Consider the following 26,499-nt stretch of genomic DNA (forward strand, 5'->3'; position numbering starts at 1 on the left):
GATACACTGGGATATTATTGCAATCTCGATCATCCGCCGCTAAAAATAGTGGGAATTGCGGCATCGACGCTCCGCGGCAGCGACGCGTCAACCGGGTGTAGCTCGTGATACAACGCCTGTTCATCCTTCTGACGCTCCTGCTCGGTGCCCTTGCGGCGCCGCAGCACGCTATGGCCGTCGACGGAGCGGTACGGGACATCCGAATCGGCCAGCATCCGGACAAGATCCGCTTCGTGATGGATCTCTCGCAGGATCTGGATTTCACCGTCTTCAGCCTCGCCGACCCCTATCGCGTGGTGATCGATCTGCCGGAAGTCGATTTCGAGCCTGGCGCAAATCCCGATTCACGCCGTCCGGCGGAGATCAAAGGGTTCCGGTTCGGCCTGTTTCGCCCCGGAACCTCGCGGCTGGTGATCGACACGGCGAAGCCGTTCTCCGTCGCCTCCGCCTTCAGGCTGCCGGCCAAAGAGGGCTACGGACCCAGGATCGTGATCGATCTGAAGCCGACGACCCGGGCCGCCTTCCTTGAGGAGTCTCAGAAGTCGGTCGCCGCATTCCAGGCGAAGAGACAACCGCGACTCATGGCGCCGGAGCCTGCCGTGCCGCCGCTGCTGACACGGCCGCCGCGCTCGGTGAACGAGAAGATCATCGTCGCCATCGATGCGGGCCATGGCGGCGTCGATCCCGGCGCCATCGGCGTTTCCGGCATCTACGAGAAGGAAATCGTGCTGAACGCCGCTCGCGTGCTGAAGAGCGAGCTGGAGCGGACCGGACGCTACGAGGTGATTCTGACGCGCGACCGCGACGTCTTCCTGCAACTGCGCGAACGTATCGCCGTCGCCCGCCGCGAAGGCGCCGACCTGTTCCTCTCGCTGCACGCGGATTCCATCCCGAACCGAAATCTTCGGGGCGCCTCCGTCTATACCCTGTCGGAAAACGCCTCGGACAAGGAAGCGGACCTCCTGGCGAAGAACGAGAACAAGTCGGACATCATCGCCGGCATGGATTTCGGCACAGAGACGCCGGAAGTCACCAGCATCCTGATCGATCTCGCCCAGCGCGAGACGATGAACCATTCGGCCCGCTTCGCAGGCATGCTGGTGCGCGAGATGCGCGGCGAGGTCAAACTGCTGAAGACGGCCCACCGGTTCGCCGGATTCGCCGTGCTGAAGGCGCCCGACATCCCGTCGGTTCTGATCGAACTCGGCTTTCTCTCGAACAATCACGACGAGAAGCTGTTGCGCTCGAACGCGCATCTGACACGCGTCGCCGCCGCTTTACGGCGGGCCATCGACGACTATTTCGATCTTGTTCAGTCGGCCGCCCGCGCCAATTGAACAAGATCGCGTGTTCGGGCTTTATGATGGGCACCATCTACATGACATCGCGCACAATCATGACACATTGATCGTGATAATGTACGCGCGTCCCGCCGCCCCATAGCGGCTCAACCGGAGACTCTGACCTCACTCATGCGCTGGGTACTGATCCTTTTCTCGACCGTTCTGCTCGGCGGCCTTGTCGCGGTCGGCGGCGTGCTCTGGGGCCTGCACCATTTCGGACGCGGGCTGCCGGACTACAAGCAGCTGGCGGATTACGAGCCTCCGGTGATGACCCGCGTGCATGCCGGCGACGGCCGCCTGCTCAGCGAATATGCCCGTCAGCGCCGGGTCTTCGTGCCGATCGAGGCAATGCCCCGGCGCGTGATCAAGGCGTTCCTCTCCGCCGAGGACAAGAATTTCTACAGCCATCCGGGGATCGACTTCTTCGGCCTCGCCAAGGCGATGATCGACAACGTTCGCAACCTTGCGCAGAACCGCCGGCCGCGCGGCGCCTCCACGATCACCCAGCAGGTGGCGAAGAATTTCCTTCTGACCAACGAGGTCTCGATCGAGCGGAAGGCGAAGGAAGCGATCCTGGCGCTCCGCATCGAGCGGGCGATCAGCAAGGACCGGATCCTCGAACTTTATCTGAACGAGATCTATCTCGGCCTGCGCTCCTACGGTGTGGCAGCCGCCGCGCTGAACTATTTCGACAAGAGCCTGGACGAACTGACGATCGCGGAGAGCGCCTATCTCGCCGCCCTCCCGAAAGCGCCGAACAACTATCATCCGGTGCGTCAGCACGATGCCGCCCTCGTCCGCCGCAACTGGGTGATCGGACAGATGGCGGAGAACGGCTTCATCAGCGTCGCGGATGCCGAGCGGGCGAAGGCCGAACCGCTGACGATCCATGAGCGCTCCGTCACCGAGGTTGCCGAAGCGGATTACTTCGCCGAGGAAGTCCGGCGCTGGCTCGTCGACCGTTTCGGCGAGGATGGACTTTACGAAGGCGGTCTTTCGGTGCGGACAACGCTCGACCCGAAACTGCAGCGCATCGCCGACGAAGCCCTGCAGTGGGGGTTGATGCATTACGACCGGCGGCACGGCTGGCGCGGCGCGCTCGGCAAGATCGACATCGTTGCCGGCTGGGGCGATGCGCTCGACGCTTTCGCCGTTCCCCCGACCGCGCCGGCGGAGTGGCAAAAGGCGCTCGCGCTGATCGTCGAGGACAAACGCGTGCAGGTCGGCTTCCCGGACGGCTCGTTCGGCGAGATTCCACTTGCCGAACTGACCTGGGCCCGTCCCTGGCGGGAAGAGCAGCGCCTCGGCCCGAGCGTCAGGAAAGCGTCCGATGTGCTTCAGCCGGGTGACGTGATCTTCGTCGAGCCGATCGAGAAGGACGACGACGGCACCCCCTACCCGGACGGAACCTTCACCCTGAGACAGATCCCGAATGTCGACGGCGGTATTGTCGCGATGGATCCCCATACCGGGCGCGTTCTGGCCCTCTCCGGCGGCTGGAGCTTCAAGGAGAGCCAGTTCAACCGGGCGACCCAGGCCAACCGGCAGCCGGGCTCCTCCTTCAAGCCCTTCGTCTATCTCGCGGCGCTCGAGAACGGCTTCACCCCAGCCACCCGCATCCTCGACGCGCCTTTCGTAATCGATCAGGGCCCCGGCCTCGGCAAGTGGAAGCCGGCCAACTACACGAAGGAATTCTACGGTCCGAGCCCGATGCGCCTCGGCATCGAGAAATCGCGCAACCTGATGACCGTGCGGCTGGCCCAGACCATCGGCATGGATCTGATCACCGACTATGCCCGCCGTTTCGGCATCGACGACAACATGCCGAAACACCTCTCCATGGCGCTCGGCGCCGGCGAGACCACCCTGCTGAAGATGACCACCGCCTATTCGATGCTGGTCAATGGCGGCAAGCGCGTGGTGCCGAGCCTGATCGACCGTGTTCAGGACCGTAACGGCCGGACGATCTACCACCACGATACCCGCGAGTGCGCCGGCTGCGTCGCCGCGCGCTGGCGCGGCGAGCCCGCGCCGACCATTCCGGACACCCGCGAGCAGGTCGCCGACCCGGCCTCCGCCTATCAGATGGTCAGCATGCTCGAGGGCGTGGTCCAGCGCGGCACCGGCCGGCGGATATCGACCATCGGCAAGCCGCTCGCCGGCAAGACCGGAACGACCAACGACAATATCGACACCTGGTTTGTCGGGTTCACGCCCGATCTCGCGGTCGGCGCCTTCGTCGGGTTCGACCAGCCGAAGACCCTCGGCCCGCGCGACACCGGCTCCAATGTCGCCGCCCCGGTCTTCAAGAAATTCATGGAGGAGGCGCTGGTCGACAAGCCGTCGATCCCGTTCCGGATCCCGCCGGGCGTCCGCAACGTCCGGATCAATGTCGCGACCGGCGCGCTGGCCCAACCGGGCGACAGGGACGTCATGGTCGAAGCCTTCAAGGCCGGCACCGAGCCGACCGGCGAGAGCGAGATCGTGTTCGGCGGCGACGCGGCCGGCTGGGACGCCCAGGGCCCCGGCAACACCGCGCCGGTTGCGGGACGCGGCTCCGGGCTTTATTAAGAGCGCCCACGGATTTTCCAACCCATCGAGGGAGTGCGTCGGCAATGCGTGCCGAGATCACCGCGACCGCCGAAGAGATCAAGCAGTCGATCGAGCTGCTGAGGAGGCATCTTTGACTGGGATGCCGCCCATGTCCGCCTTTCCGAGCTGAACGCCCTCGTCGAGGACCAGAGCCTCTGGGACGATGCAGAGCGCGCGCAGAAACTGATGCGCGAGCGCACCCAGCTCGAGAAGAGTCTGAACGACGTCAAGCAGCTCGAACAAGACCTCGCAGACGCGCTGGAACTAATCGAGCTCGGCGAGATGGAAGAGGATCAGGGTGTCGTCGACGAGGCCGAGAAGTCCCTCTTCGCGCTGAAGGAGATCTGCGAGAAGCGCCAGATCGAAAGCCTGCTCTCCGGCGAGGCCGACGGTTTCGACTGCTATCTCGAAGTTCATGCCGGTGCCGGCGGCACGGAGGCGCAGGACTGGGCCTCGATGCTGCTGCGCATGTACACCCGCTGGTGCGACGCGCACGGCTACAAGGTCGACTGGCTGGAAGAGAGCGCCGGCGAAGAAGCCGGTATCAAATCCGCGACGATCAAGGTCAACGGCCACAACGCCTATGGCTGGCTGAAGACCGAGAGCGGCGTCCACCGCCTGGTGCGGATCTCGCCCTATGACAGCGCCGCGCGCCGTCATACCAGCTTCTCCAGCGTCTGGGTCTATCCGGTGATCGACGACAGCATCGACATCGTGATCGAGGAAAAAGACCTGCGCGTCGACACCTACCGCGCCTCGGGCGCCGGCGGTCAGCACGTCAACCGGACGGACAGCGCGGTCCGCATTACCCACATCCCGACCAACATCGTCGTGCAGTGCCAGAACGACCGCTCGCAGCACCGCAACCGCGCGACCGCGATGGACATGCTCCGCGCCCGCCTCTACGAGGCGGAGCTGCAGCGCCGAGAGGAAGAGGCGAACGCGGTCGAGGCCACCAAGTCCGATATCGGCTGGGGCCACCAGATCCGTTCCTACGTCCTGCAGCCCTACCAGATGGTGAAGGACCTCCGCACCAGCGTGGAGACCTCGGCGACGGGAGCCGTGCTCGACGGCGATATCGATCTGTTCCTGGAGGCATCGCTGGCGCAGAAACTCGGGGACGGCGACAAGGCCAAGGCGGCGGGATAATCCGTGTTCCCATGCGTCATCCCGATGAAAATCGGGATCCACTGCAGCAGATGTTGTTTCCGAGAGTGGATCCCGGCCTTCGCCGGGATGACGGCACGAGGAGATCCCGCATGAGCGCATTTTTCGAGGAACTGGACTACCGCCCCACACCGATCGGCCCCGTCAGCCTCCGCCGTCGGCGCGAGCTCAGGCTCGATGTCGATGTCTTCGAGATCATGCTCGGCGACGAACACCTGATGTCGAGCCTGTTCACGGCATCTGAGATCGCTCTCGCCAACCTCGGGATTGCAGCACTCGACGGTGTTGGCCTGGAGGTTCTGGTCGGCGGCCTCGGACTTGGCTACACGGCCGAAGCCGTTCTTGCGCACGACAGGGTCGGAGCGCTCGTCGTGGTCGACTATCTGGAAGCGGTCATCGACTGGCACCGCACCGGCCTCGTGCCAATGGGCACCGCCTTGGCGGATGACCCGCGCTGCCGCCTGGTCGAGGCGGATTTCTTCGCCGGTGCGGCCAGTGAGACCGGCTTCGATCCCGAAACACCCGGTCGCAAGTTTGACGCCATCCTGCTCGACATAGACCATTCGCCGGAAGCGCTGCTCGACGCGCGCAGCGCAAGCTTCTACGGATCGGACGGTTTGAGGGCGCTGGCCACCCATCTGAAGCCCGGCGGCATCTTTGGCCTCTGGTCAGACGACAGGACCGATCCCGCTTTCACCGAGCGGCTTTCAGGCGTGTTCTCGGAGGCCTCGGCGGAACCCGTGACATTCCACAACCCGCTGCAGGACCGCCCCTTCACGCAGACGGTCTATCTGGCACGGCGCGACTAGCACCGGTCCATCAGACCAAGCGACCGGAAGATGCGGCAAGTTCTCCCGTAGCTACCCGCTAACTCCCTTTTAAATAATAATTTATATGAATTTATCTATGAAAAATTGAGTTTTGCTCCTGTATGGGTCAAGATCGAAGTCAGTATTGGACTGATTTCTTACAGAAACCGGGGGATAACGATGAGTTCACTTCATCGGGTGGTTCTTTTTGCGTTTCTCGTCGGTGGAACGTCTACGAGTCCGGCATCTGCAAAAGACTGCATGGAAGCATCGGATGCTCCGATCCCGGATGTCGAAATCCAGTCGTTCGACAAAGCCCCGCCGGAGGTTGCGCAGTGGTTGGGGCATTTCAAAGGGGCATGGTATTCGCGGGGCGAAGTGGCGCTCTGCCAACGCCTCATCATTTACCGTATTGACGCGAAAGAGAACGGTGAAGACTACGCTGTACGGACGAAATACTCCCATGGCGTCTATCCGGCATGGAGAATTGCCGAGCCGAATGTTTACGATTGGCATGGAAAACTAAACGACCGCGGCGAACTGACGCTCAAATGGAAGACTGAGACTGGGTGGTCGCGAATTGCGACCTATCGCATACAAGACGCGAACTCACTCAGCGGAACCTTCGCATGGGGCAAGGGTGATGAACCGCACAATGGCTGGAGCATAGTCAACACCGCCCCAACGAATCTCATGCGACAAGATTAGGCAGGCGGCAATTTCCGCCGGTCAATTGTCGCCTTTCGCCTTCCCTATCGGGGTCACATTCGCATCCGGACCGCTTGGCACCTCGTCGGCTCGGTCGTCGTCCTCCACATCCACTGTCCGCTGCAGCCGCAGGTACGACCGGTAGCTGAAGGGCAGCGAGACCAGATATGCGAACAGCAGCGCGGCGAAGAACTGCCAGGGTGCACTGACCAGCCAGGCGACGCAGAGGCCGAAGACGATCAGCAGCGGCAATACCAGCTTCTGCGGGACGCGGGCGCCCTTGAAGCTGTAGGTCGGAATCTGCGAGACCATGAGCAGACCGACGACGACCTGCCAGATGGCGAGGAAATGCGGCTGGTGCAGGAAGGTGAAATCCGCCTCGAAACTGAGGATCAGCGGCAGCAGGCCAAGGCCGGCCGCGGCCGGCGCCGGCACGCCGGTGAAGAAGCGGTAGGTGAAGGGCGGCAGGGTCGGGTCGTCCGTCTTGGTGTTGAAGCGCGCGAGCCTGAGCGCCATGCAGGTCGAGAAGAACAGCGCCGCCATCCAGCCGAAGCTCTTCAGATCGTGGGTCGACCATAGGAAGAGGATCAGCGCCGGCGAAACGCCGAAGCTGATGAAGTCACCTAGAGAGTCCAACTCGGCGCCGAACTTGCTCTGGCCTTTCAGCAGACGCGCCATGCTGCCGTCGAGCGTATCCAGGATCGCCGCGACCGCGATCGCGCCGACCGCCAGCGTCCATTGCTCGTTGAGCGCGAAGCGGACGCCCGAGAGGCCGGCGCAGAGCGCCATGACCGTGATCATGTTCGGGATCAGCTTGCTGATCGAAATCACCGGAAGCCGGCGCCGTTTGGCCCTGATCATCGTCTCGTGTCCGTTTCCCGTTGCCGTGTCCGCAGATTGCTCAGCGGACCTCGCCCCTGCGTGCCGCCTCCGTCGCATTGAGGTCGGCGATCACCGTTTCGCCGGCCACCGCGCGCTGTCCGACCGTCACCAGCGGATTGACGCCTTCCGGCAGGTAGACGTCCACCCGGCTGCCGAAGCGGATCAAGCCGAAACGCTCGCCGGCGCGCACCGGCTGGCCTTCCTGAAGGTAACAGATGATGCGGCGGGCAACCAAACCGGCGATCTGCACGAAGGCGACCTTGCGTCCGTCCTTCATCTCGACCGCGACCAGCTGGCGCTCGTTCTCCTCGCTCGCCTTGTCGAAGGCGGCATTGACGAACTTGCCCGGGACATAGGCGAGCTTTGCGACCTCGCCGTCGACCGGGATCCGGTTCACGTGGCAGTCGAAGACGTTCATGAAGACGGAGACCCGGCACATCGGCTTGTCGCCCATCTCGAGCTGCTTCGGCGGCGGCGCGTCGACGATCATCTGCACCACGCCGTCGGCGGGTGTGATCACCAGCCCCTCGCGCACCGGCGTCACCCGGTCCGGGTTGCGGAAGAAATAGACGCACCAGAGCGTCAGCATCACGCCGACGAAGCCGAGCGGCTCCCAGACCGCATAGAGCAGCAGCGTCAGGACCGCGAAGGCGGCGATAAAGGGATACCCCTCGCGCGCAACGGGGACCAGAACGCCTTTCAGAACGCCGTCGTCCTGCTGATTCAACATAGCTTGTCCGTCCGAATGAGTTGAAGGCGGCTTAGTTCAGGGCCGGCAGACCGAAGACCTGGCCCGGATAGATCAGGTCCGGATCGCGGATCTGGTCGCTGTTCGCCTGATAGATCTCGGTATAGCGGAAACCGGAGCCGTAGACCCGGCTCGCGATCCGCCAGAGATTGTTGCCGGGCTGTATAATGACAACGGAATCCTGAGGCAATCCCGTGAACGGGACCGCACGCACGAAAGGCAGCTCGATCCGCGCCAGAACCTGTCCGCCCTCGGAGACCTGATCGACGCGGACCTGGTGGGTTCCAGCTTCGATACTCCGCTCCGGCTTGACCGACCAGTTGCCGGCAGAGTCGGACTTGCCACGCGCCGCGAGCTCGTTGTCGACATAGACCTGGACATCCGAGTCCGCCGACGTCTTGCCGCTGAAGACCACTGCGCCCTTTTCGTCATAGTCGATCACATCAAGCGAGACGCCGGGTTTGGCGCCCGCACCCTCAGTCGCGCTCTTCTCCGGGAAGGACTGCGCAGCCGGCTTGGGCGCCGGATCGGCATTGGCGACTTTCGCCGGCGCTTCGGCCGCCGGAGCGGGCGCCTGCAGGATCTTCGTCGGCTTGCTCGGAGCCTGCTCGCGCGGCACGACCATCGCGAGCGGCTTCTGCGTCTCCGTATTGTCCCGGCCGGCGATGTCCTTGCCCTTCTCCGGGATCACGACGACGACGGCATTGCCGGACTTCGTCGCTTCCTTGTCGCCTTCGCCCGGCGTCTCGAGCGTCAGGACGCTGCTCCCGGAGGGCAGCTTCTCTTCCGGCAGGAAGACCCAGTCACCCTTGTCGTCCGCCTTGACCTCGCCGATCCGCTTGTCGCCGTCCATGATCCGGACTGTCGCATTCGGCAACGCTTTGCCGGCGATGACCGTGTTGCCTTCCGGATCGACGCGGACGACGTCGAAACTCGGCTGCGAGAGATCGGGCTTGTCGTCACCGCTTTCGGCAGCAGCGACCGGTGCTTCCACAGTAGCGGGAGCGGGCGCCTCGGTACTGGGAGCAGGGGCCGGTGCGGGAGCTGCTTTCGGTGCCGCCGCTGTCTCGACAGGAACCGGCCTGACATCTTCTTCCGATGTCAGGTAGAACAGCCCGCCAGCCATAGCCAACACCAGGACTCCGGCGGCGCCAATGATGTATGGCTTACTCAGCATGTTCTCGGGGCTCCAATACGCGCTCGGTCGACAATAAACCCTTACAAACCCGCGCGCAATGCAGGCGGAACCGCCCTTTTTAGCCGCTTGACCGGACCCGGGCGGGGTGGGATAGACGAGCGCATGAGCGAGAAAAAATCCATCTGCGTATTCTGCGGTTCCTCCGGCAAGGTCGACCAGGCCTACCGCGATGCCGCGACCAAGTTCGGCACCCTGATCGGCGAGCGCGGCTACAACCTCGTCTATGGCGGCGGGCGTGTCGGTCTCATGGGCCTGACGGCCGATGCCGCGCTGGCGGCCGGCGCCGCCGTGACCGGTGTGATCCCGAAGTTCCTCGAGGATTACGAGGTCGGGCATCAGGGCCTGAACGAACTGATCATCACCGACAACATGCATGACCGCAAAAGGATCATGTACGAGAAGGCCGACGCGTTCGTAATCCTTCCGGGGGGCCTCGGGACCATGGACGAGACCTTCGAGGTGATCACCTGGACCCAGCTCGGCCTGTCGAAGAAGCCGGTGGTCCTCGCCAATGTGAACGGCTTCTGGGATCCGCTGGTCGCGCTCGTCGACCATTTCGTCGCCACGAATTTCGCCAAGCCGGAAAACCGCAACTTCATCCAGGTCGCGGATACGCTCGAGGGCGTGTTCCCGTTCGTCACGGAAGCGCCGGTCACCCACGGCAAGGTCGAATCCAAATGGGTCTGACGGCCTGATTTTGATTATTCGTCCGCAACGTCACGAGGTCAGTGCCGCGCGCGCATCTTGCATTGCCGCGCCCACCTGATATTTTGCCGCCCGCTGCTCACAAGATTCCATCCACAAAGGAGCCAGGAAGATGGCCAAGATCAAGGTCAAGAATCCTATCGTCGAGCTCGACGGCGACGAGATGACGCGGATCATCTGGAAGATGATCAAGGAAAAGCTCATCCTCCCGTACCTCGATGTCGATCTCAAATACTACGACCTCGGCATGGAAAAGCGCGACGAGACGGATGACCAGATCACCATCGACTCCGCGAATGCGATCAAGAAATACGGCGTCGGCGTCAAGTGCGCGACCATCACGCCGGACGAGGCCCGGGTCGAGGAATTCGGCCTGAAGAAGATGTGGCGCTCGCCGAACGGCACGATCCGCAACATCCTTGGCGGCACCGTGTTCCGTCAGCCGATCATCTGCGACAACGTCCCGCGCCTGGTTCCGGGCTGGACCCAGCCGATCGTCATCGGCCGCCATGCCTTCGGCGACCAGTACCGCGCCACCGACATGGTGGTGAAGGGCCCGGGCAAACTGACCATGACCTTCCAGCCGGCCGACGGCAGCCCAGCGATCACCCACGAGGTGTTCGACTTCCCGGGCGGCGGTGTCGCCATGTCCATGTACAACCTCGACGATTCCATCCGCGGTTTCGCCCGGGCCTGCATGAACTACGGCCTCGATCTCGGCTGGCCGGTCTATCTCTCGACCAAGAACACCATCCTCAAGGCCTATGACGGCCGCTTCAAGGACCTGTTCCAGGAAGTCTTCGAGGAGGAGTTCGCGGACAAGTTCAAGGCCAAGGGCATCATCTACGAACACCGCCTGATCGACGACATGGTCGCGGCCGCGATGAAGTGGTCCGGCGGCTTTGTCTGGGCCTGCAAGAACTACGACGGCGACGTGCAGTCCGATACCGTGGCCCAGGGCTTCGGCTCGCTCGGCCTGATGACCTCCGTGCTGATGACGCCGGACGGAAAGACGGTCGAGGCGGAAGCCGCCCACGGCACCGTGACCCGTCACTACCGCCAGCACCAGCAGGGTAAGGAAACCTCGACCAACCCGATCGCGTCGATCTTCGCCTGGACCCGCGGCCTCGCCTACCGGGCCAAGTTCGACGACACGCCGGAAGTGCTGAAGTTCGCCGAGACCCTGGAGAAGGTCTGCGTCGATACCGTCGAGGCGGGCGACATGACCAAGGATCTGGCGCTGCTGATCAGCCCGGACCAGCCCTGGCTCACCACCCAGCAGTTCCTGTCCAAGCTGGACGAGAACCTGCAGAAGGCGATGAGCTGAGAGCGCGTGCACATGCGATCTTCGAGCGGGCCGCCTTCGGGCGGCCCGTTTTCGTTTTGACGGTCAATCGAGGGAACGTGACCGATGGATTTCTACCACATCTACTGTGACCTGAAGCCTGGCGTTAAGGACATGGACTTCGCCGAGTCCGTCCAGGGCTATTTCGCCTATCTGAAAGATCAGGGTCTGATCGAGGGGTCCCGCATCACCCGCCGAAAGCTCGGCCTCGGCCCCGCGGACGGAACCGAGTTCCATATGTGGCTGGAGACCCGCGACCTCGCCCAGCTCGACGCGGCCTTCACTCATGTCTCCAGCCGGAGCGAGCCGGTGGAGAGCTTCCATCACGCGGTGAACTCCAAGGTCCAGAACGTGCGCTTCACGCTCTACCGGGACTTCCCCGACCCGCAGAGGAAGCGGGGCGAGGAGAAGTTCTGACGCGGAGTTGCGCCTTCAGGCCGGGGCGAGAGTCCCGGCCGGCCTGTCATCCATCGAGATCTGGATCAGGGCGGCGAGCAGGCCGACGACGATCATCGCACTCCAGGCGATGAGGTAATCCCCGGTCAGATCGAAGGTCAGTCCCCCGAGATAAGCTCCAAGAAAGGCTCCGATCTGGTGGCTGAGGAACATGACGCCGAAAAGGGCGCCGAAATTCGTCGCGCCGAACATGTTGTTCAGCAAACCGCTTACGGGCGGGATGACGCTCAGCCAAAGCAACCCCATCGCAGCACCGAAGAGAAGCGTGCTGACGACAGAGACGGGCATGAAGGCATAACTCGCGATCGCGATTGTCCGGAAGACGTAGATCAGGCTGAGAACAAGCCGGTTGCCGAACCGCTCACCGAGATATCCGACGAGAAGGGTCCCGACCGCGTTGCAGACACCGATGAGAGCGATCGTGTTCGCGCTGACGGAGGGCGAAAGGCCGCAGATGGCGACAAATTTCGGCAGATGCGTCGCAACGAAGATCAGCTGGAAACCGCAGGCGAAGAACGCGACCGTCATCGCGACATAGCCGCGATGACGCAACGCCTCGCGAATCGCTTTCAGGGCATTCGGCCGTTCCGAATGCGCCGCCGGCTGGCCGCGCCGCCGTCCTCTCAGAACGAGCGCCAGCACAACCATGCCGGCGGACAGCGCGGCCAGAACCAGAAGCACGGTATTCCATGGCATCCGATCCAGCATGGCCTGAGATGCCGGAGCGAGTACCAGAGTGCCCAGCGACCCGGCGGCGGCGAGGACCGAGATCGAGATTGCGCGTACACCAGGAGCGGCGAGGCGCGAGATCACGCCGACCAGAACCCCGTGGGACGTCGCTGCGATCGCGATGCCGATCAGCAGACCGCCGCCGACATATAGGCCGAGCGCCCCACCGAGCGTCATCAGCCACAGCCCGCCGGCGAAGCTCGCCGCGCCGATGGTCACCACCATATGTCCGCCGTAGCGATCCGAGAGCGCTCCCATCGTCGGCTGGAAAATGCCCCAGACGAGATTTTGCACTGCCATTGCCAGTCCGAAGGAGGCGACGGAGATCCCCGTCGCCCGCGCGACCGGGTCGAGAAAAAGCCCGAGGCTCTGACGGATGCCCATCGATGTGGAAAGGATCGCGCTGGCGGCGATGAGCGTTCCGACAAGGACCGGAGTCCACGGGGAGGAAGCAGTCGTAACGGACCGATGCATGATGAACTTCTCACGAAATTTGAAATCGGAAGAAGAGGATCACCCTACAAAAGGTACGTACACTCACTAGTCAGTATACATAGCCGACATGCTGTCGTTCCGTGAGAGCAGAAGGCTCCGCGCCGCCTGCCCCGCCTCCATCGCATAGGCCGGATCCCGATTCACCAGCATCCGGGCGATGGCGCCGTCGAGCAATATCATGAGCAATCGCGCCAGTTCGTGCGCCGAGCCATAGCCGTCTTGCTCGAGCTCCTCCGCCAGCCATGCTTCGAACCCGGCCTTGTGCCGCCGGGCCACTTCGAGCGCCGGATGCCCCTGACTGTCCGCCAGCTCCACCGCAGCCCGGAGAAAGCCGCAGCCCCGCCAGTCTTCGCGGCGTGCGTGTTCAGACAGGGCGGTGAACATCCTGACGACCCGGTCCGCCATCGGCCCCGATGTCCCGGCCCAGGCGAGATAGCGCTCGCGTGTCGGGCGATCCCGTGCCTCCAGATAGGCCGCCACAAGATCGTCCTTGGAGCGGAAATGGTAATAGAGCGTCTTCTTGGTTACTCCGGCCCGCTCCGCGATCCGGTCGACGCTGGTTTCGCGAATGCTGCCCGAATAGAACAATTCGTCAGCGGCCTCTATGATCCGGTCTTTCGTGTTCATCGGATCAGTGTGGTCAAGGCCGCCGCTTCCGGCAAGGCACGTACTAGCGATAGACGTAGATCGGGCTCGTCCAGGCCCGGGTGCCGTCCTCCTGCTCGACCCGGATGTAGATCGGGTTATCGCCCTCGGGCTTCAGCTCGATCTTCCGGCTGAAGGCGAAGGAGGTATGCGGGTTCACGTCCGGCAGGCGGGTCAGCTTCAGGAAGCGCGGCAGCTCGCCCGAAGCGTCGAAGATTCTATCCTCAAACCCGATTCCCGAGACCAGCATTTCCGTCTTCACGAGTGGCGTGTCGATCCTGAGACTGCCGGCCTTCCGCTCTCTCAACCGGATGTCCGCTCCACCGAAATTGCCTGTAGTGAGCGCTTTCCAGGCGAGTTCCGATTCGCTGACCCGATCGAAGCTCTTGTCGCGATTGAAGAAATTCACCGGCGTCACGCTTTCAACGGCATTGCCGGAGACACTCGCGTTCCCGTCCCAGATCACCTCGCGGAACCGGCCGCGATACTCCGCGCCTTCCCAATGCACGCGAATGCGCGATCCGAGATCCGACTCCAGGTATGGCCGCACGGTCTCGACCAGTTCGAGACCGTTGAAGATATCGACCCGGATGATCGGAGAGTTGGTGTCGACAGAGACGGATAGCTCCATCCCGCCTTTCGGCAGATGGACGATATCGCCCATCAACGCCTCGTGGGCGAGGCTCGGGGCGCTGTCCATGATCTTGGGATCGTCATGGTAGACAGCACCCTCTCCCTCGAACCAGCCCTTGAGGCGGATCACCATGCGCCCGCCGTCGCCGCCGGTCGTGCCGTAATGCCGACGCTTGCGCATGCAATCGAGCAGCGCCGCCCGGCTGAGCTCCGCGGTGCTGAAACAGGTCAATCCGCCGATGGCGCCGAACTTTCCCGCGCCGGGATAGCTCGCGCCCGGGCGTCCCTTGTGGCCGTCCGAGTTGCACACCACGCCGACCCGGTAACCGAGCCGGAAAGCGTCCTCCAGCAGCCACTCGAAGGTGCCCCAGGAGGAATGCACCTCGACCGACTTCTCGAAGCGTCCGTCATGGGCAACCGCAATATCCGCATAGCGCCCGCCGCAATGGGCGTAGCAGACCACGTCATGCTCACCATGTTCGGCGAAGGCCTCGAAAAGCTTTCCGGCGGTGGTGCAGTCTGTATGGGCGGTGCTCCGGTCCTCGATCAGCGCATGCGACGAACGCCGGATGGTCCGCCCCTCGTTCGGAAAGAAGACGTTGCGGTCGCCGCCGAGCGCGGTGTTGCCGGACCATTCGTAGCCCGGCATGGCAACGAACCGTCCCGGCTCGTCGAACTCGGCAGTGATCCGGTTCAGCTCGGCCCAGAATTCGTCGGTGATCTGGAAATCGTTGCCCTGGTGCCCGCAGGCATCGACCCAGGCCTTGTCGCGGGCGAAGGCGAAATAGTCCCGCGCGCTGCCGGTGCCGATAGTCTCCTCCGACTGACCGTGCAGGTCGGCCCAGTAGTGGACAAGATCGGTCTGCTCGACGATCAGCGGGTTGGTCTTTGCTACGATCTGGCCAAGCGCGTTCTTCACCGTGACCGACACCCGGCCCGGCGACCTCACGCGGAGACCGGAAACCTTCGTGGAGAAGCTCCCCTCGGCCATCTCGACCGTCGCCGGCAGCCCCTCGATGTCGCCCTCCGCCTCGAGATGGAAGGTGCCGGAGCAGCGGTCCGACGGATTTCCCCACCTGTCGTTACCCTTGAGCTTCAACTCGAAGCGTTCGCCGGGGCGGCGCAGGGTCGGCAGGGCGGCGGAATAGCTTTCCGGCTTGCCGGGCACAATCGCGATCTCCGGCTGCACCGGAAGGGTCTGGAAATTGAAGGTCGCGATCGGGTCGACCAGGACACGGAATTCGAAACTCGTCTCGCAGAAGGTCTGCAACCGCATTCCCGGCCCACCATGGTCGGTCACGCCGAAGCGGATGGTGATGGTATCACCTTCCTCGAGGAAGCCCTTCACCACCTTGATCCAGAGCGTGCGGTCCCATGGCCGGACGTTCGCCTTCGGGTCCCAGCGGACCTGTAGCACCGCGCCGTTCGAGGCCTCCACCGTGCAGTAGTTCGCGCCCTTCGGATCGTCGAACTGCGGATTGCCCTGGTCGGAGGCGAAGCGGAAGCAGACGCGGAGGCTGCCGGAATCGTCGATCCCGAAGGTCCCTGCCGTATAAACCAGCGTGAAGGAGGCGTAGGAGCCGGCCTCGAAGCTGCCGCTCGGCGTGATCGCCGCGTGGCCGAGATCGCTCTCGGCGATCGGCGCCAGGATGACGCCGCTGTTCATGTCCTCCCAGGGACGGTTGCCATGCCCTGCCGTCGCTGCCTGTTCGTTCATCGCAAGCCTCTTTGATGATGGGCCAACTCGACACCGGTTCCTGTCGACCGGCGCTCTACAGCGTAGCAGAACCAAAGCAAGCGGCAGCACCCGTTTAGCGGACGGTTCTCATGCCGCTCCGCGACCTATCCGGCCCGCCCTTCCACCAGCCTATGAACGCAATGCTGGCAGGTCCGCCAACTGCGTCCTACAAGGACTGTCCCGTCCCCGTTCCGGCATGCCTTTGGAGCGCCCCTGACCGTGGAACACGAACTCGCCTACTACGCCATCGTCGCCCTCGGCGCCTTCGCCGGCGCACTCGCGACCGGTCTCGCGGGATTCGCCTTCGGCATTACCTCGCTCGGGATCTGGGCCCATGTGCTGAGCCCGGCGGAGGCGGCGCCGATGGTGATCATCTGCTCGCTGCTGATCGTGCTCGGCACCATCGGCGCGATCTGGCGGGCGATCGATTTCCGCTCGGTCTGGATCTTTCTCGTCGGCGGCCTGATCGGCGTGCCGGGCGGCGTCGCGCTCCTGCCCTATGCCGATCCCGGGCCGTTCCGGATCTTCGTCGGCGCGACGCTGATCCTCTATTGCGCCGCCTTCATCATTTCCGGGCGAATGCCGGCGATCACCGGCAGATACCGGGTGGTCGACGCGCTGGTCGGTTTCGGCGGCGGGGTGATGGGCGGGTTTTCCGGCCTCTCCGGCGTGCTTCCGACGATCTGGTGCAGCCTGATGAAATGGCCGAAGGATCGCCAGCGGGGTACCTTCCAGCTCTTCAACGGCGCGATGCACAGCGCCAGCCTGACGCTCTACATCGCCCAGGACCGGCTGCCGGAGAATATCCTGACCCTGCTCGGCGCGTCGGCACCCGCCATGATCGTCGGCACCGGCATCGGCTTCGCGCTCTACCGGCGGATCAACGACGCCCAGTTCAAGAGAATCCTGCTCTGGATGCTGGGCGCTTCCGGAATCGGCCTGCTGGTCCCGGCGCTCTAGGACGGAACGGCGTCCGGCGCGTACTGCGCGAGGAATTCCGGGCACGGCGGGATCGGGGTGATCACATCGATGAGCACGCCGTTCGGATCGCGCGTGATGAAATGGCGCTGCCCGAACGGCTCGTCGCGGAGCGACAGGAGAACCGGCAGTTCCGCCGCCCTGGCCCGGGCATATTCGGCATCGACGTCGTCAACCTCGAAATTCAGGATCAGACCGGACGTGCGGCCGCGGCCGCTTTCGGGAATGGTTTCGTGGTCCCCCTGCAGGACGGCGATGTTCACGCCCTCGTCCTCCGAAGACTGAAGGTGAACATACCAGTCGCTCTCGAACGCAGCCCTGAAGCGAAAATTCTCCCTGTAGAACCGCGCGGTCTCCACGACATCGCCGGCAAGGATCACCGGGTAGAACTGCGAGCATTTCATGGCTTTGTCTCCGACGAAATTCTACATACACTGTGTATGCAAATTAAATAAACATACAGGCTGTATGTATGCAAGATAAAACCGGACGGCGCTCCAATCGCGAGCGGACGGAGGAAACCCGTGCGGCTCTGCTTTCGGCGGGACGGGCTCTCTTCATCGCGCATGGCTATGCCGGGACGGGCACGCCGGAGATCGTGAAGGCGGCGAACGTCACCAGGGGGGCGCTTTATCATCACTTCCGGGACAAGGAGGACCTGTTCCGCGCCGTCATCGAGCGGGAGGCGGAGACGGTCTCCGCGGAGATCGAACGGTCCGGAACCCGGGCAACGTCGCCACTGGCTGCTTTGAAGGCAGGCTCGAAGGCCTATTTCGATGCCATGGCCCTTCCCGGGCGCGCGCGTCTGTTGCTGCTCGACGGCCCCGCCGTGCTCGGACCGGAAGAAATGTCCCGCATCGACAGGGAAACCGGCGGCCGATCATTGCTGGACGGGTTGGCGGCGCTTTTCGGAGAAGCCGCCGACGGCAATACGGAAGCCCTTGCGGACATGCTCTCCGCTGCGTTCGACCGGGCGGCACTCGCGATCGCTCATGGCCATTCCCGCCCGGAGTACGAGACCGCGATGAACCGGCTGCTCGATGCCCTCGCGGGCTCCCGTTCCAGGACTTGATCTGCCAGAACCGATACGTGTCGGAGAAGGCCCAGGGCATGGCCTTTCAAAGGCGTCGATCGCCCCCAGCCACAGAAACCGGCATCTTCCGGGAACCGTTCCCGATAACGCTCCATCCGGTCAGGCAAAAGTTGCACCGCTGCGCCGGGAGCGGCAAGCGTGCTCAATGGAAATCCCGGCTGACCACACGCAGGTCCGGTTTCATGTTGCGGGGATGGGTATGGAGGGGCCGGGACGGCTTGATCTGCTCCGGATTGGGTTTCGGCGCGGGGGGCAGTTTCGGGCGCGGCGGCTTCTGGCGATAATCCTCCTGCCCGCGCGCGACCTCGTCGGCATTGGCGATCGCGCCCTTGAAGCCCGCCTCGTCGACCGTCCCGTCGGTCAGCCAGCCGAGACGCCAGGTCAGGTCCTCCAGCGTCTCGACCACGACATGGATCACCCGCCCCTCGCGCTGCACCAGGCCGGTAACACCGAGGAACTTGGCGCCGAGCACGATCCGCCGGAAGGCCTCGAACTTGTCCGGCCAGACGATCAGGTTGGCGACCCCGCTCTCATCCTCCAATGTAATGAAGATCACGCCCTTCGCCGTCCCCGGTCGCTGGCGCACCAGCACGAGGCCGCCGAGCCGCACCCGGCGCCCGTCGCGGGTACGGTCGAGTTCCTCGCAGCGAATGCAGCCGTCGCCATCGAGGCTCGGCCGCAGCAGGGCGACAGGATGGGCCTTCAGGGAAAGATGGAGCGCGGCGTAATCCTCCACCACCTGCTCGCCCAGCGGGGCGGGAGGCAGCAGTACCGCCGCCTCCCGCGGCGTGAAAGGCTTCTGTTCCCGCGCCTCGGCGGCGAGGAACAGTGGCAGGCCGTCACGGTCCCGCTCCGCTCGGACCGGACCGGTGACCGCGCGAGCGAGTCCGCGGACCGCCCAGAACACCTCGCGGCGAGCAAGCCCCATGGAGGCGAAGGCATCGCCGCGCGCCAGCACCTCCAGCACCGCCGGCGTGATCCCGGCACGGCGCCAGAGCGCGCCCGGATCGCTATAGCCCTGCCCCCGGCAGGCGACGATCAGCTCCGCCTCCTCCGCGCGCATGCCCTTGATCTGCCGGAGCCCGAGGCGGACCGCCTGCCCGCCCCTGCCGTCCGGCTCGAGATCGCAGTCCCAGCCACTCCGGTTCACGTCCGGCGGCAGCACGGTGACACCGTGCTCGCGCGCGTCACGCACGATCTGCGCCGGGGCATAGAAGCCCATCGGCTGGGAGTTCAGGAGGGCGGCGGCGAAGACCGCCGGATAGCGTCGCTTGAACCAGCTCGAGACATAGACGAGGAGCGCGAAGCTCGCGGCATGGCTCTCCGGAAAGCCGTAATTGCCGAAACCCTCGATCTGGCGGAAGCAGCGCTCGGCGAAGTCGCGCTCGTAGCCGCGCGCGACCATGCCCTCGATCATCTTGTCCCGGAACTGGCCGATCTGCCCGGTCTTCTTGAAGGTCGCCATGGCGCGGCGCAGCCGGTCAGCCTCCGACGGAGTGAAGCCGGCGGCGACGATGGCGATCTTCATCGCCTGCTCCTGGAAGAGCGGGACGCCGAGGGTCTTGCCGAGCACCCCGCGCAGTTCCTCCGAGGGGAACTCGACCGGCTCGATACCGTCGCGGCGGCGGAGATAGGGATGCACCATGTCACCCTGGATCGGGCCGGGACGCACGATCGCCACCTCGACGACGAGATCGTAGAAGCAGCGGGGGCGGAGACGCGGCAGCATGGCCATCTGCGCCCGGCTCTCGACCTGGAAGACGCCGAGACTGTCTCCCCGGCAGAGCATATCATAGACGCCGGGATCCTCCGGCGGGACCGTGGCGAGGTCGTGCGCGAGACCGTAATGCCGCTGCAGCAGCTCGAAGGCCTTCTTCATGCAAGTCAGCATGCCGAGCGCCAGCACATCGACCTTCAGCATGCCGAGCGCGTCGAGATCGTCCTTGTCCCATTCAATGACAGTGCGGTCCTGCATCGCCGCGTTCTCGATCGGCACCAGCTCGTCGAGCCGTCCCCGGGTGATGACGAAACCGCCAACATGCTGGGAGAGATGGCGGGGAAAGCCCATGAGCTGGCGGGTGAGGTTCATGGTCATGGCAAGCCGCCGGTCCGACGGATCGAGCCCGACCTCGCGGATCCGCTCGTCCGCCACCGCGTCGCCGTGCCGGCCCCAGACCTGGGAGGAGAGCAGACCGATCACGTCCTCGGACAGCCCCATCGCCTTGCCGACATCGCGGAGCGCGCTGCGCGAACGGTAGCTGATCACGGTCGCCGCCAGCCCGGCCCGCTCGCGGCCGTATTTCCGGTAGATGTACTGGATCACCTCCTCGCGCCGCTCATGCTCGAAATCGACGTCGATATCGGGCGGCTCGCCCCGCTCCTCGCTGACGAAGCGCTCGAACAGCAGATCGGCGCGCGAGGGATCGACCGCGGTGATGCCGAGGCAGTAGCAGACGGCGGAATTGGCTGCGGAACCTCGCCCCTGGCAGAGGATGTCCTGGCTGCGGGCGAAGCGGACCATGTCGTAGACGGTGAGGAAGTAGGGCGCGTAGTTCAGTCGCGCGATCAGGCCGAGCTCGTGGCGGAGTTGGGCCGCGACTTTCGGCGGGACACCGTCCGGATAGCGCTCCTCCGCGCCCTCGAAGGTGCGCAGCTCCAGCTCCTCCTGCACAGGGCGGCCGTCGGGCGAGATCTCGTCCGGATATTCATAGGCAAGCTCGTCGAGAGAGAAGTTGCAGCGCCTGGCGATCTCCAGGCTGCGGGCGATCGCCTCCGGACAGTCGCGGAAGAGCCGCGCCATCTCCCCCGCTGGCTTCAGATAGCGTTCCGCATTGGCATCGAGCCGCCAGCCGGCCTCGTCCACCGTGCAATGCTCGCGGATACAGGTCAGCACGTCCTGCAGCGGGCGGCGCTCCGGCAGGTGGTAATGCGCGTCGTTGGTCGCGACCAGCGGGAGATCCGCCGCTGCGGCATGCGCCGCAAGACGACGGAGCCGTGCCGCGTCGCCGCCATGATAGAGCAGCGTGGCCGCGAGCGAGACGCGGCCGGGGAAACGGGTTCCCCAGAAGTGGAGATCTTCCGGACGGATAGCGGCCAGATCCCTTGGCGGGATCAGAACCAGATCATGTCCTTCGGCGTAGTCCGTGACATCGGCGCGGCAGAGCAGGCAGTCGCCCTTCTCCGCCCGGCGCTTGCCGAGGCTGAGCAGGCGGGACAGCCGGGCATAGGCCAGGCGGTCGTGCGGGAAGGCGAGCAGCTCCCCGCCCTCCTCCAGCACCAGCCGGGCGCCGACAAGGAGTTTTATGCCATGGCTCTTTGCCGCGATATGCGCCCGGACGACCCCGGCGAGGCTGTTGCGGTCGGCGATGGCGACGGCGGCATGGCCGAGCCGTGCCGCCATCTCAACCAGCTCCTCCGGATGCGAGGCGCCCCGGAGGAAACTGAAATTGCTCGTGACCTGAAGCTCGGCATAGCCCTGCATGGCGCCATCGCGGATCTCCGGACGGTCCGGATCAGGAGAAGATCCCGTGCAGGAACCAGCTTGGCGCCTCGCCCCGTTCGGCGAGCCCGTCCCGATAGAGCCAGAACCGGCGGCCGTCCCCGTCCTCGACGCGGAAATAGTCCCGGGTCGACATCGAGGCATCGTCGCTGCCGTCGCGCCACCATTCCGGCGCCAGACGTTCCGGACCCGCGGCATGGGCGACCCGGTAGTCCGCACCGCGCCAGCGGAAACGGGCCGGGGGATGATCCGGCAGCAGGGCCGTCGCCTCGACCGGTTCCGGGCGCCGCATCAGGCGCACCGGGCGGGCCGCCCGTTCCGGCGCCGGGGGACGCACATTGGTCCAGGTCAGCGCCTTGCGGCCCGGCCGCCCCGCGCTCCGCTTCTCCGCCCGTTCGGGCAGATGGCTCTCGACCGGCTGCAGACGATGCACCGCGTCGACACCGAGCCGGTTCGCCAATCGGTCGCCGAGATCGGTGACCGCGTCCCGGTCCCGCATCTCGGTGCTGCCGAGCGCGGCCTGCACGCCTTCCGCACGGTCGCCCTCGAGCATCTCCGCCAGCATCATGTCGATGCCGAAGCCCGGATCGAGCTTGTCGAAATGCTGCACCAGCAGGCGGAACAACGTGTCCGCCTCACGGCAGGCCCGGCTGGTCCCGGCGCTGACCTGCAGCACCTCCCCGTCAACCCGGAAGAAACGCAGACGCACCCGCCGGGCGCCGGCCTGTTCGCGTTCCAGACGGCGGCAGAGCGCGCCGAGCGTCTGCCGCGCGGCGCCTTCCAGATCCTCGCGCAGGGCAATCGGTTCGGCGAAGGCGATGCGCTCCTGGAACGGCTCCTCCGGCAGTTTCATGTCGAGCGCCGTTGCCCGCTCCCCGAGCGCCCGGTCGAGCGCCTCGATCAGCCCCACGCCGAACCGGCTGGCGAGCGGGGCCCGCGGCTGGTCGAGCAGCTGCGCGATACGGCGCAGCCCGACCCGGTCGAGCGCCTCGACCGTTGCCGGCGAGAGCCCGAGCGCCGCCACCGGCAGCGCCCCGAGCGCCAGCCGGAGCCTGCCTTCCGGCACCAGGGTCAGGAGGGGGGCGGAGAAGCGGGCGACAGCCCGGGCGGCGAGAGGGGCGTCCGCCACCGCGAGCCGGGCACTGAAGCCGAGCCGGTTCAGGGCTGCAAGGCAGTCGCGCCCGAGCGCCTGCTCCTCCGTTGCGAGATCCGCCGCCCCCTGGCGGCGGAAGAGATGGACACATCCAGTGATATCGAGCGTAAGGCCCGCACTGCCACCGTCGCCCGCGAAAGGCGCGGCGGTGCTGTCGACCGCGACCATCGGCGTATAGCGCTGACACCAGGCGGCCAGCCGTTCCAGCTGTTTGCGGTCCGCAGCCGGGTCCGCCTCCGTTACCGACAGATCCGGGATCATGGCGCGGGCATCGGCCAGCGGCCGGCCGACCGCGATCCCCTGGAGCGCCGCCGCCTGATTGACCGCCGCGACGGTTTCCGTGCCGACGAGGCGCCGGGTCAGGACCGCGGGCCGGGCGTCGTCCGCCACTGCGACAGTATTTCCGGCCGCATCCCGGCGGCGCCAGTCGAAGGAAAAATCCGGAATGTAGAGATAGAGGAATCGCCGTGCCATGATCGTCTCCCGCTATGAGCGAGAGCATATTGTTCTCGTTTTGTTCTTATTGTCAACACGGTGATGAAACGTGCGTTTAAGCTTCTGAAATGACGGATGTTTCAGGCGCCGCTCAGGCCGAATTGCCAGACCAGCCAGAGCGCGGCGACCAGACTGACCCCGACGACGCCCCAGAGCGCCAGCTTGCGCAGCAGGACCCGGCGCTGGGCACCGCGCTGCTGGCGCTCGATCCGCTCGCGCCGCTCGGCCTCGATGGCGCTGAGAAAGCGCAGCAGGGTATCGATGGACTCGCCCTCGAGCGAATGGAACTGGGCGGCGAAACGGCCTCCCTCGTCCGGCCGTCGCACGACATCCGCGCCGAAGGAAAACTCGATCGTCTCGCGTGTGCCGCGCCAGTATATCGTGCCCTCCAGCGGCGAGCTCACATGCCCGCCTTCATCCGGCAAACGGGCGAAAAAGCCGCCGATGGAAATATCGATGAGCGGAATCTTACGGCCCTGCACGGCGGCATAGGCGCCGCTCACGGACCAGCGTCCGTGCCGCCGCCTCTCCTGCCCGATCGCTGCCTCGGCGACAGCACTCATTCCCCGGCCTCCATTTGCCTCGGTGACAGTCTACACCATCGCCGCCGAGAAAACTGCTGGCGATGATCTTTGCCACATCCCGGACAAGAAACAGCCACACAGCATTTTTCAACACAGAATCAATAGTTACGGCAGATGAAGGTAAATGTACATATGGGGTTACGCGGCAGCGCTTCGTCCCGCCGCGGGCCTCGCTTCCGGCACCTCTTCCGGCACCGAAACGAACTCTTCGGCTTCACGGAATCGGCCGTCCGACATAGCCCAGAGCAGCTGCCAGGCGCCGGACCGGCCGCCGCGCAGACGTTCGAGCGAGACCGACCAGACAGGATCGAGACTCCCGCCCGAGGGTGCGGCGGCGATGCGCCAGCGGCTCTCCGCCGCCCCGGTCGTGACCGTGCTCGCAAGCGGACGAAGCAGGAAGCCGGAGACCCCGCTGGCCTCGGCGGCGAGCTGCAGGCGCCGCTCCGCCACCCTTCCGGCCTCTCCCGGACGCGCGGGCCCCAGTTCCGCGACGACGGCGGCGAGCCCGCCGCAGCGGAGCCCCTCCTCCATCGCCCAGAGCCGGTCGGTCTCGTCCCGCGCGCGGACGAACAGCACCCGCTCCGGATCGAGGCCGAGGGCTTTCAACCCCCAGCCGTAGGGCGCGCCGCCGAACATGTTCGCCTCCCGCGCGCACCAGAGGATCTCCCCGCCCCGGCGGGCCACCGGAGAGGCGAGCAGACGGACCAGCAAGGCCGCGGCAAAACCAAAGACGCTGCCGTCGCGCAACTCGCTGCGGGCCTCGCCGACAAGCTCATGCACACGCCCCGCGGAAAGCCCGCCGCCCAGATGACCGTCCAGCGCGGCATGGCCGAGCGAAAAGCGCGCGCCCCGCTCCGCCTCCGCGCCGCCGCGCTCAATGGCCCGGACCCGCGCACGCAGAGATGCCAAATCGGCCCGTTGCCCCGTTTCGTCCCTGTGCTTAGGATCGCCCATCCAATCACCTGAATGTTCCTGATTTGTTCTAGGATGTCCCCGCTCATGAGTCAATCGGCCGACGCGCCCTCCTCCGACACGCCGCCCTCTCTCGAGACCATGTACGGCTTCAATGCCGATATCGGCTTCCGGCTCACCGAATGGACCGACGGCTATGCCAAGATGGAGCTCGACCTCACCGAGAAGCACCTGAACCGCAGCGGCATCCTGCATGGCGGCGTGCTGGCGACGATGATCGACGCGGTCGGCGGCTATTGTGGCGTCTGGGTGCCGAAAGGCAGCGACAAGAAACGCGCCCTCACGCTCTCGCTCACCACCAGCTATCTCGGTCAGGCCAAGGAGGGCACCATCGTCGCCTACGGCAAGCGCCGCGGCGGCGGCAAGTCGGTCTTCTTCGCCACCTGCGAGGTCTATAATCCAGAGGGCGTGCTCATCGCGATGGGTGAAGGCACCTACAAGATCCGCCAGAGCAAGGGCCCGATCGGCTAAATAGCGGTATCAAGAAATGTTGTCATCCCAACGCAAGTAGGAACCCAGGGAAGACGGACACGGCTTTACGATCCCTGGGACCCCGCGTCCGCGGGAATGACGACCGAAAGAATAAGGTCGGATCACAACCCGGCCCCGCGCTCCCTCAGGAACTCGATGAAGAGCCGCAGCAGTTCCAGGCGGCGGTGCTGCTCCGGGTAGAAGATATAGAAAGGCGGATGCTCGATCGTGCAGGGATCGAGCACCGTCTCGAGCCGCCCGTCGGCAAGCTCCTCCTCGACCACCCGGCGGAGCGACCAGCCGATCCCGCGGCCGTCCCGCGCCGCCTCGATCACCGCGCGGAAATCGTCGAACAGCAGATGCGCCGGCGGATCCACCGTCACGGTCCGCCCGCCGACCGAGAACAGCCAGTCCGCCACCCGCCTTGTGCTGACGAACCGGTAGCGGATGCATTTATGCGCCAGCAGATCGCCCGGATGTTGCGGGCGGCCGTACGCCGCCAGATAGGCGGGTGAAGCGGAATAGGCTGCGCGCAGCGGCGGCGTCAGGCGAGTCGCGACCATCCCGGTTGCCAGCCGGTCGCCCAACCGGAAGCCGGCATGAAAGCCCTCGCGCACGATATCGACCAGCCCCTCCTCGAAGGAGATTTCCAGCCTGATCTCCGGATAGGCCGCCTGGAAATCGGCGAGCACCGGGGCAATGACGATCCGATAGGCGCTCCAGGGTACGGTGAGGCGCAACACTCCGCTCGTCGCCTGCCCCGCGGCACGCGCCTTTTCGATCGCAGCGGCGACTTCCTCAAAGGCTGGCCCCGCGCCGTCCAGCAGTACGCGCCCCGCCGCCGTCAGATCGAGCGATCGCGTGGTGCGGGCGATGAGCTCGACACCGATTTCCCGTTCGAGCGCCTTAAGCCGGTGGCTGACCGCCGGCGCACCGACGCCGAGCGTGCGGGCCGCAGCGTTCAGAGAGCCGCTCCGCACGATCTCGAGAAAGACCTCTATTCCACCTGAGACATCCGCCATTCTTTAATTTATCTCATGAAAATACTGAAACCGACAAAT

Annotated in this window: 23 protein-coding genes; 11 read left to right on the forward strand and 12 right to left on the reverse strand. The window is 65.0% G+C overall.

Going from position 1 to position 26,499, the window contains the following annotated elements:
• The first annotated feature begins 104 nt into the window (after positions 1–104).
• The 5 genes from IG122_RS20540 (at position 105) to IG122_RS20560 (ending at position 6,619) form a co-directional block, all read left to right on the forward strand.
• Positions 105–1,337: an N-acetylmuramoyl-L-alanine amidase gene (locus IG122_RS20540; protein WP_193188140.1), complete on the forward strand. Its 1,233-nt coding sequence runs from the start codon at positions 105–107 to the stop codon at positions 1,335–1,337.
• Between the two features lie 135 nt (positions 1,338–1,472).
• Positions 1,473–3,914, forward strand: a complete 2,442-nt coding sequence (locus tag IG122_RS20545; protein ID WP_193188142.1) for a penicillin-binding protein 1A — start codon at positions 1,473–1,475, stop codon at positions 3,912–3,914.
• Between the two features lie 44 nt (positions 3,915–3,958).
• A protein-coding gene (gene prfB / locus IG122_RS20550) for a peptide chain release factor 2 (protein ID WP_193188144.1) occupies positions 3,959–5,084 on the forward strand; the annotation gives its coding sequence in 2 pieces (ribosomal slippage) (positions 3,959–4,027 and positions 4,029–5,084; 1,125 coding nt in all).
• 110 nt (positions 5,085–5,194) lie between these two features.
• Positions 5,195–5,911 (forward strand): spermine/spermidine synthase domain-containing protein, encoded by a 717-nt coding sequence (locus tag IG122_RS20555; protein ID WP_193188146.1) that lies wholly within the window; start codon positions 5,195–5,197, stop codon positions 5,909–5,911.
• A 180-nt stretch (positions 5,912–6,091) separates the two neighbouring features.
• Positions 6,092–6,619, forward strand: coding sequence for a hypothetical protein (locus tag IG122_RS20560; RefSeq protein WP_193188148.1), 528 nt, complete (start codon positions 6,092–6,094; stop codon positions 6,617–6,619).
• 21 nt (positions 6,620–6,640) lie between these two features.
• On the opposite strand, the gene IG122_RS20565 is transcribed toward IG122_RS20560, so the two are convergent.
• From IG122_RS20565 to IG122_RS20575, 3 genes are read right to left on the reverse strand one after another with little or no spacing between them, the layout of a single operon-like run.
• Positions 6,641–7,480: a CDP-alcohol phosphatidyltransferase family protein gene (locus IG122_RS20565; RefSeq protein WP_193188149.1), complete on the reverse strand. Its 840-nt coding sequence runs from the start codon at positions 7,478–7,480 to the stop codon at positions 6,641–6,643.
• Positions 7,481–7,520: 40 nt separating this feature from the next.
• Positions 7,521–8,231, reverse strand: coding sequence for a phosphatidylserine decarboxylase (locus tag IG122_RS20570; protein ID WP_193188151.1), 711 nt, complete (start codon positions 8,229–8,231; stop codon positions 7,521–7,523).
• A gap of 31 nt (positions 8,232–8,262) precedes the next feature.
• On the reverse strand, positions 8,263–9,426 hold the full coding sequence (locus IG122_RS20575; protein WP_193188153.1) for a LysM peptidoglycan-binding domain-containing protein: 1,164 nt from the start codon (positions 9,424–9,426) through the stop codon (positions 8,263–8,265).
• A 123-nt stretch (positions 9,427–9,549) separates the two neighbouring features.
• On the opposite strand from IG122_RS20575, the gene IG122_RS20580 reads away from it, so the two are divergent.
• From IG122_RS20580 to IG122_RS20590, 3 genes are all read left to right on the forward strand, one after another.
• Positions 9,550–10,134 carry an LOG family protein gene (locus IG122_RS20580; RefSeq protein WP_193188156.1) on the forward strand — a complete coding sequence of 195 codons (585 nt, stop codon included), beginning with the start codon at positions 9,550–9,552 and terminating at the stop codon, positions 10,132–10,134.
• 130 nt (positions 10,135–10,264) lie between these two features.
• Positions 10,265–11,479 (forward strand): NADP-dependent isocitrate dehydrogenase, encoded by a 1,215-nt coding sequence (locus IG122_RS20585; protein WP_193188158.1) that lies wholly within the window; start codon positions 10,265–10,267, stop codon positions 11,477–11,479.
• Between the two features lie 84 nt (positions 11,480–11,563).
• Positions 11,564–11,914 carry a DUF6614 family protein gene (locus IG122_RS20590; protein WP_193188160.1) on the forward strand — a complete coding sequence of 117 codons (351 nt, stop codon included), beginning with the start codon at positions 11,564–11,566 and terminating at the stop codon, positions 11,912–11,914.
• Between the two features lie 15 nt (positions 11,915–11,929).
• On the opposite strand, the gene IG122_RS20595 is transcribed toward IG122_RS20590, so the two are convergent.
• The 3 genes from IG122_RS20595 to IG122_RS20605 form a co-directional block, all read right to left on the reverse strand.
• Positions 11,930–13,156, reverse strand: coding sequence for an MFS transporter (locus IG122_RS20595; protein WP_193188162.1), 1,227 nt, complete (start codon positions 13,154–13,156; stop codon positions 11,930–11,932).
• Positions 13,157–13,222: 66 nt separating this feature from the next.
• Positions 13,223–13,804 (reverse strand): TetR/AcrR family transcriptional regulator, encoded by a 582-nt coding sequence (locus IG122_RS20600; RefSeq protein WP_193188164.1) that lies wholly within the window; start codon positions 13,802–13,804, stop codon positions 13,223–13,225.
• 43 nt (positions 13,805–13,847) lie between these two features.
• Positions 13,848–16,172, reverse strand: a complete 2,325-nt coding sequence (locus tag IG122_RS20605) for a DUF3604 domain-containing protein (RefSeq protein WP_193188166.1) — start codon at positions 16,170–16,172, stop codon at positions 13,848–13,850.
• Between the two features lie 240 nt (positions 16,173–16,412).
• Here IG122_RS20605 and IG122_RS20610 point away from each other — a divergent pair, with 240 nt between their 5' ends.
• On the forward strand, positions 16,413–17,153 hold the full coding sequence (locus IG122_RS20610) for a sulfite exporter TauE/SafE family protein (RefSeq protein WP_193188168.1): 741 nt from the start codon (positions 16,413–16,415) through the stop codon (positions 17,151–17,153).
• Here IG122_RS20610 and IG122_RS20615 read toward each other — a convergent pair.
• Positions 17,150–17,575 carry a VOC family protein gene (locus tag IG122_RS20615; RefSeq protein ID WP_193188170.1) on the reverse strand — a complete coding sequence of 142 codons (426 nt, stop codon included), beginning with the start codon at positions 17,573–17,575 and terminating at the stop codon, positions 17,150–17,152. The genes IG122_RS20610 and IG122_RS20615 overlap by 4 nt on opposite strands.
• A gap of 68 nt (positions 17,576–17,643) precedes the next feature.
• Between IG122_RS20615 and IG122_RS24345 the strand changes: the two genes are divergently transcribed.
• Positions 17,644–18,243, forward strand: a complete 600-nt coding sequence (locus IG122_RS24345) for a TetR/AcrR family transcriptional regulator (RefSeq protein ID WP_193188172.1) — start codon at positions 17,644–17,646, stop codon at positions 18,241–18,243.
• Between the two features lie 163 nt (positions 18,244–18,406).
• Here IG122_RS24345 and IG122_RS20625 read toward each other — a convergent pair whose 3' ends face one another.
• The 4 genes from IG122_RS20625 to IG122_RS20640 all read right to left on the reverse strand — a co-directional run bounded on the left by IG122_RS20625 (position 18,407) and on the right by IG122_RS20640 (position 24,949).
• On the reverse strand, positions 18,407–21,745 hold the full coding sequence (locus IG122_RS20625) for an error-prone DNA polymerase (RefSeq protein WP_193188174.1): 3,339 nt from the start codon (positions 21,743–21,745) through the stop codon (positions 18,407–18,409).
• A 31-nt stretch (positions 21,746–21,776) separates the two neighbouring features.
• Positions 21,777–23,390, reverse strand: a complete 1,614-nt coding sequence (locus IG122_RS20630; RefSeq protein ID WP_193188175.1) for a DUF6504 family protein — start codon at positions 23,388–23,390, stop codon at positions 21,777–21,779.
• A 101-nt stretch (positions 23,391–23,491) separates the two neighbouring features.
• Positions 23,492–23,974 carry a PilZ domain-containing protein gene (locus IG122_RS20635; protein ID WP_193188177.1) on the reverse strand — a complete coding sequence of 161 codons (483 nt, stop codon included), beginning with the start codon at positions 23,972–23,974 and terminating at the stop codon, positions 23,492–23,494.
• Positions 23,975–24,133: 159 nt separating this feature from the next.
• A complete protein-coding gene (locus IG122_RS20640) occupies positions 24,134–24,949 on the reverse strand; it encodes an ImuA family protein (protein WP_193188179.1) in 816 nt (271 codons plus the stop codon).
• Positions 24,950–24,994: 45 nt separating this feature from the next.
• On the opposite strand from IG122_RS20640, the gene IG122_RS20645 reads away from it, so the two are divergent.
• Positions 24,995–25,438: a PaaI family thioesterase gene (locus tag IG122_RS20645; protein ID WP_226893810.1), complete on the forward strand. Its 444-nt coding sequence runs from the start codon at positions 24,995–24,997 to the stop codon at positions 25,436–25,438.
• 122 nt (positions 25,439–25,560) lie between these two features.
• Here the strand turns inward: IG122_RS20645 and IG122_RS20650 are convergent, their stop codons facing one another.
• On the reverse strand, positions 25,561–26,460 hold the full coding sequence (locus IG122_RS20650; RefSeq protein ID WP_193188181.1) for a LysR family transcriptional regulator: 900 nt from the start codon (positions 26,458–26,460) through the stop codon (positions 25,561–25,563).
• Between the last annotated feature and the right edge of the window lie 39 nt (positions 26,461–26,499).

The sequence above is a fragment of the Nisaea sediminum genome, assembly GCF_014904705.1.
In the GTDB taxonomy this organism is placed as follows: domain Bacteria; phylum Pseudomonadota; class Alphaproteobacteria; order Thalassobaculales; family Thalassobaculaceae; genus Nisaea; species Nisaea sediminum.